Source organism: Ilyobacter sp., assembly GCF_041583315.1.
Taxonomy (GTDB): domain Bacteria; phylum Fusobacteriota; class Fusobacteriia; order Fusobacteriales; family Fusobacteriaceae; genus Ilyobacter.
Genome location: NZ_JBFHGC010000122.1, coordinates 1 through 5,985, shown reverse-complemented (window position 1 = coordinate 5,985; position 5,985 = coordinate 1). Strand labels below are relative to the sequence as shown.

Annotated in this window: 9 protein-coding genes; 3 read left to right on the top strand and 6 right to left on the bottom strand. The window is 32.8% G+C overall.

Features of this window, described 5'->3' with window-relative positions; translation table 11 throughout:
* Nucleotides 1–277: 277 nt before the first annotated feature.
* Both ABZA26_RS05765 and ABZA26_RS05760 read right to left on the bottom strand, forming a co-directional pair.
* Complete coding sequence (locus tag ABZA26_RS05765) at nucleotides 278–904, bottom strand: OmpA family protein (RefSeq protein ID WP_372713564.1); 627 nt, start codon at nucleotides 902–904, stop codon at nucleotides 278–280.
* 13 nt (nucleotides 905–917) lie between these two features.
* Entirely contained in the window at nucleotides 918–1,160 is a 243-nt protein-coding gene (locus ABZA26_RS05760; RefSeq protein ID WP_372713563.1) for a hypothetical protein, read from the bottom strand.
* Nucleotides 1,161–1,316: 156 nt separating this feature from the next.
* Between ABZA26_RS05760 and ABZA26_RS05755 the strand changes: the two genes are divergently transcribed.
* Entirely contained in the window at nucleotides 1,317–1,649 is a 333-nt protein-coding gene (locus tag ABZA26_RS05755) for a hypothetical protein (RefSeq protein ID WP_372713562.1), read from the top strand.
* 26 nt (nucleotides 1,650–1,675) lie between these two features.
* Here the strand turns inward: ABZA26_RS05755 and ABZA26_RS05750 are convergent, their stop codons facing one another.
* Nucleotides 1,676–3,001: an SH3 domain-containing protein gene (locus ABZA26_RS05750; protein WP_372713561.1), complete on the bottom strand. Its 1,326-nt coding sequence runs from the start codon at nucleotides 2,999–3,001 to the stop codon at nucleotides 1,676–1,678.
* Between the two features lie 243 nt (nucleotides 3,002–3,244).
* Between ABZA26_RS05750 and ABZA26_RS05745 the strand changes: the two genes are divergently transcribed.
* Nucleotides 3,245–3,922, top strand: a complete 678-nt coding sequence (locus ABZA26_RS05745; RefSeq protein WP_372713560.1) for a metal-dependent hydrolase — start codon at nucleotides 3,245–3,247, stop codon at nucleotides 3,920–3,922.
* Between the two features lie 45 nt (nucleotides 3,923–3,967).
* Here ABZA26_RS05745 and ABZA26_RS05740 read toward each other — a convergent pair whose 3' ends face one another.
* The 3 genes from ABZA26_RS05740 to ABZA26_RS05730 form a co-directional block, all read right to left on the bottom strand.
* Nucleotides 3,968–4,150 (bottom strand): hypothetical protein, encoded by a 183-nt coding sequence (locus tag ABZA26_RS05740; protein WP_372713559.1) that lies wholly within the window; start codon nucleotides 4,148–4,150, stop codon nucleotides 3,968–3,970.
* Nucleotides 4,151–4,358: 208 nt separating this feature from the next.
* Nucleotides 4,359–4,757 (bottom strand): hypothetical protein, encoded by a 399-nt coding sequence (locus ABZA26_RS05735; RefSeq protein WP_372713558.1) that lies wholly within the window; start codon nucleotides 4,755–4,757, stop codon nucleotides 4,359–4,361.
* Between the two features lie 101 nt (nucleotides 4,758–4,858).
* The gene (locus ABZA26_RS05730) at nucleotides 4,859–5,125 is read right to left on the bottom strand and encodes a hypothetical protein (RefSeq protein ID WP_372713557.1); all 267 of its coding nucleotides are present in this window, start codon (nucleotides 5,123–5,125) and stop codon (nucleotides 4,859–4,861) included.
* A 351-nt stretch (nucleotides 5,126–5,476) separates the two neighbouring features.
* On the opposite strand from ABZA26_RS05730, the gene ABZA26_RS05725 reads away from it, so the two are divergent.
* On the top strand, nucleotides 5,477–5,985 hold a 509-nt coding region (locus tag ABZA26_RS05725), incomplete at its 3' end, for a FadR/GntR family transcriptional regulator (RefSeq protein WP_372713556.1).

Sequence of the window (5,985 nt, the reverse complement as noted above, 5' to 3'; positions counted from 1 at the left end):
ATTCGCAGGACGAGCATGAAGAAATATAATCAATTTTACGTAAAGAAAATACAATGTCTGAGCGCAGCGAGTTTTGTATTTTTAGTAAAATTGATTATATTTTAGCTTGGACAAGACAAGGCTTGATTTTTGGTTACTTTTCATCAAGGAAAAGTGACAGAAGCTTTTGAATAAACTCAGTAATCTCTCCAAATAGCAATCCCTGTCCAGGGAATAAAAAAATTTCTTAGTAAAAAAAGGTTTCTATAGTTTTGCTATAGAAACCTTTGGTGAAATATTATTTTTTTATAACGATTTCTATTCTTCTGTTACGATCTCTTCCTTCTGATGTTGCATTACTTGCAGCAGGTTTAGAGAAACTGTGACCTTCAGTTATTATTCTTCCTTCATTTATACCTTTAGACACAAGATATTCCTTAGCACTTTCTGCTCTTTTTTGTGAAAGTTTAAGGTTGTAATCATATGAACCGATATTATCTGTGTGACCGTCGATTTTTACTGTCACTCCTTTGTAGATGCTAAGAGCTTCATAGAGAGTGTCAAGAAGAGGTTTGAAATCCTCTTTTACCTCATATTTGTTGAAATCGAAGACTACGTCTGTCGGCATAATAAGAGTAAGCTGATCTCTTTCTCTCTTTACAATTATCCCGTTTTTCTCAAATACATTCTCAGGGTTTATGAAGGAATCTATTGCATTTATATCTTTTTCCAAATTGGCTACATTTGTTTTTGCATTGATAATTCTTGTTTTATACTGATCTATCGCTGCTCCAGTAGCGGCATTGCTTTCTTCTATTTTATTAAGACTTTTTTCCATCTTGTTTAAAGCTGCAGTTTCTTCATCTACAGAACTACATCCTGAAAGAACTGCCAAAGCTGCAAGCGTAAGTACAATTTTCTTCATAGATTTTCCCTCCTTACTGAGATAATGATTCTTTAATAGCTTCTACTTTTGTATTAAGCATATCTACATTTTTTTCTAAAGTCATAGTTTCATTTTTAAGGATCATAGTTTCATCTCTTAGACCAGCCGAAGTTTTTTCAGCAGCAACCACCTTTTTCTCAAGCATTGTTATTTTTTGGTCCACTTCTTCTACTTTGGATGAAGTACAACCTGCTAAGACAAGAACTACAGTTAACGACATTAAAATTTTCTTCATAATTGTATACCTCCTTAATCTTTTGTGTTTACATATAAATTTTAGCTTGTAAGTCCCAATAAATCAACTAAAATTTAATTTATTTTATCGATTTAGCAAAGGAGGATATAAAAAAAAAGCTCGTATAGAATGAGTGTATAGAGGGAGGTGTGCTTTATGGGAGTTTTTGATGTAGGATCTAAGGGTAAAAATGAGAAAGTTACAATATCTTGCTGCAACTGCAGAGAGCACTATGATGTAATAAAACCAAGAGCTTTAAAAAAAAATAAACTGGAAAAAGCTCACTGGGAATTTCAAGCGGTAAAAGAAGATATAAATAACCTTTATGTATACAAATACTCTGAAGTGCTTTATTCTAGGTGCCCTATCTGCAGCACTGTTAACTATGCCTATCTAAATAAAGATATGGATATAGAAGTTTCAGAAGAGAAGCCAGAGGATACACTTCTTGCAAAGGAACTTTTAGAACACTGGATAGAAAAAAGCTGAGGATTAAAAAACCTCAGCTTTTTTACTTACATCACTATGACTGCTACATTTTCATACACACTCTGGTAATTTTCTTTTGATATTTTCCCGTTTAAAACCCAGTCAAATAAGAATTTAGCATGATCCTCTTTGTTTCTGACACATTTTCTGGTTCCTGCATAAGTACCAAGGGTACCTTCTTTCCATCCTCTGGTAGCTTTTTCATCTTCATCATAGTTGAAAGGAGTAGCATGTATGTATCCACCTCCGGAAAATCTGATGGCGTACTGAGCATATCCCTGTTTTTCTCCTATTTCACTGTTATATGTCATTATTTTTTTTGCATTTGGAACTATGAAAAATCCCTTGGGAGTTTTGAATCCAAGACGGCTTTCTGAGCCTGTTTTTGAGTAGACATAGGATATGAGGACCCATTCACCATTTTTTCTTTCGAAAACTCCGAAGTTCTGATTGTGTGTGTCGATAACTACAGCTTTGTCAGGTGATCTGTTTATTTTAGGTGATTTTGTTATAAAGGATTTGTGCACAGAGATTGAGTTTTCAGATGCATAGGATACCTTTATTTTTATCATATCACTTTCAGTGTCAGAATTTTCTTCCATTGATATTATCGTACTGTCTGGAATAAATAGTCTTCCGTTTTCAGAATATGCCTGAGCACTTTGATCTACGGTATTTCCGTATTTGTCTTCTTTTCTTTGCAGATTAACATTATTAGGGTTTGGTACGTAAGCCTTGATAGATGCGATTACACGTTTTTTTTCAAGTTCACTGCTTATAAAAGTATCGAGTTTGTTTAGGTTATCTACCATTGTATTAAATCTAAAAACTCTTTTTTCCACTACGCTGGAGTGTACGTATACCTCCCTGCCTTTTTTGTCTAATACTTTGTACCACTTTGTACCTTGTTTGTTTGTGAGCTCTTCGAGTAGAGGTAGTTTGTCTAGGTAATTTGCATTGGAGAGGATAGTACTTATGGTAGTAGGACCTTCTCTCAGGTTTATTCGTCGACTTCTTACAAAGACATAATTTAAAGTCTCAGGAAGTTCTCCCGGATATTTTTTTTCAAATTTTAAATTACTTGAAATTTTTTCCTGGAAAACGTGAATGGTTTCTGACTCTTCTGCAAGAGACTTGATGGTGTCGAGCTTTCCGGTTATTTCTGAAATATCGTTTTTAGATGTTGAGATTCTTTTTTTGAAATTTTTGATCTCTTCTTCAGAACGTATATTTTCATTTTGAATTTGTACTAACTTGTTTTCTAGGATACTTACTTTAGAATTTCCCTCTTCTAATGAAACACACCCGTTAAAGGCGGCCATTGCAAGGATAATAAGTAGAAGTTTTTTCATAGGTTGTCCTCCTTGTGTTGTATTTTCAATTTTTATAAATTTAATTGATCCAGATATATTTATTCAAAAGAAGCCTGACATTTCCTTTTGAAAAGATCAGTTGATAGCTAGAATAAAAATATTTAACCTGTATGATTGCTCTTAGATTTTATCACATATTTATATAAAAGGTCTTTAAAAATTTTATTTGAATAGTTAATAAGTGTGTAATATAATATTCCAAATAAGTTTAAGGAGGTAGTTATGAAATTAAGGTTTTTAGGGCATTCATGCTTTTATTTAGAGGAAGGGGCTTTTAAAGCGCTTATAGATCCTTTTATTACCGGGAATCCCCAGTCACCAATAAGTGCAGCTGAGGTGGGTGAGATTACTCATATATTTGTCACCCACGGTCACGGAGATCATCTAGGTGATACGATACCAATCGCAAAGGCAACTGGAGCTACAGTAATAACCAATCATGAGATAGGGGTATATCTCGGAAAGTTTGATATAAAAGTACATACCATGCATATAGGGGGGAGAGTAAAAATGGAGTTTGGTACTGTGAAAATGACTCCTGCTCTCCACGGATCTGGAATCACCACTGAAGAGGGGATGGTATGTGGAGGAAATCCAGGAGGATTTGTTATTGAGATAAACAATAAAAAAATATATCATGCAGGAGATACAGGTCTCACCATGGATATGAAACTTCTCGAAGCTGAGAATATAGATATCGCTCTGCTTCCTATAGGTGGTAACTTTACCATGGACGTAGCCGATGCAGTAAGAGCAGTGGAATTTATAAAACCAAAGGTTGTAATCCCTATGCACTACAAGACATTCCCTGTTATCAACAGTGATCCCTATGAGTTTAAAGAATCTGTAAAAGGCTGTGATGTGGTAATCCTAAACCCAGGAGATGACTACAGTTATTAATCAGAATTCTATTAAATTATAACTTTATGAATAAAAATGCAGCCTTTAGGGCTGCATTTTTGCTAATTTTTTTATTAAAAAATCAAATTTTTTAAGTCTTCCTTCTAAAACCTCTTTCTGTGTTTTATCTGAGGTTTCTTCACAAATTTTTATCTCTTTTTTAATTGCCTGAACTGCATAATGAAGGGCCATTTCAAGATCTTTGATATACATTGCATCGATTTCCATACAGTACCTCCCTTTTATATTCTATAATACACTTATAGAATTATTTTCTAAAAAATTCTCAGATATCCTTCATGAAAGTTTAAATAATGTGCTTTAAATTTTTACTGATCTCATAAAATGCTTATCAAAAATCATTCTCTAAAAATAGAGTATATAAAAAACTCCCTAGAAAAGGGAGCTAAGACCAAATCTGTAAAAACAATAAACTTTATTTTGAAGTAGCTTTTACCAGTTCTTCTACCTTATAGGACCCTTCTTCAAGGATTGTACCGGCAGTATGTATTATTTTGTTATATGTTCTTATAGCTCCTTCTTCAGCAACTTTCACTTTTTCCTTTAGTATAAATTGTTTTAAAACTCCTATATAAACCTCTTTCTCTCCGGAAAATTCCACAGTGTATATACTATAGATATAGCGATCTTTTTTTTCTACTTTCAGTTGGGCAAATATTTTTTTACTTTCCAGGAGAATTTTCTTAGAAAGTGTCTCTTCTTTTTTTGACTCATTTATTTTTTTGTTGTAGAAATTCAAAAATTCATCCTGTGTAGGATTGGTTATATATAGTATAATGAAAGACAGCATAACCAAAACAGTCAATTTAAACATAATAATACACCTCCTAAAAAATTATACATTAATTTTGGAACTTTAACAACAGATCCTTTTTAAATAATAAAAAAAGGGCTTTTCAGCCCCTGATAACGATTCTATTGCATTTGGGGATTCTGTTCGTTATACAATCTGTGGCCTATCTCCTGACACATAGGACGCTCGTTCTTTATCTCGGCCTGTTCTCTGCATGTCCAGCATTTTCCAAAAAGTTCATCATTTTTACTTTTAGGGCAAAATAGGTTTTCTTTTTTGTCTTCTACAGCATATTTTACACATGCAGTTCTAGAATTTCTGTGCTTCATCCGGCACTCGTCACATTTTCCGTGTTTTGAGCATGTTGTGGCTTTACATGGGCATTTCATCTGTACCAACTCCTATTAAAAATTTAAGTTAAAAACATTGTGACTGAATAACTGAGATATATAAATCCAGCTGAAATATTAATATTATTAGTTTAGGCTTTTTAAAAAAAATCTGTGAGTATTTGACCTAAAAATTTTAACATGAAATGCTTATATAATGCAAAGTTATCTTTTTCTCATGAAATTCAGATATATACTATATATAGTTATAGGAGACCATGGCTCTATAAAGGAGAAGAGAATGTGTAATTAAAAATTATAATTGTAAAAATTCTCAATCTAGGTTTTTAATGTTGTTTTTTGATGTTATAATTGGGTTGTTGAAAAGATAAAAAGTACGGGGGGCAAAAATTGAAAAAGTGTGATATTGTAATTGATTATATAAAAAGCGGAATAAAGTCAGGTAGAATTAAATATGGTGATAAACTCCTACCTGAAAGAGTCCTTGCAGAAAAACTTCATTTGGGGAGATCTACTGTAAGAGAGGGAATAAAAGTTCTCGAAATAATGGGGCTCATAGAGAGCAAAGGAGGAGGAGGGAATTATATTACAAACAATTTTGAAAAGATGTTTTATAATCCAATAACTCTAATGTTTTCACTTCAGAACGGATCTTACGATGATGTACATGAACTAAGAAAGCTGTTGGAAGAATCTACTATTGAATTGTGTGTAGAGAGAATAACAGATGAAGAGATAGAAAAGATGGAAAGGGTTCATCTTAAACTTTTAAAAAGTACAAGCGAAGAAGAAATGAGTGTTGTTGATTTAGAATTCCATTCTATTATTGCAAAAGCGTCTAAAAATCCCCTTGTCATAGCTATTTTAAACTCTGTTTCTGAAATTCTGGAAAATTCAGT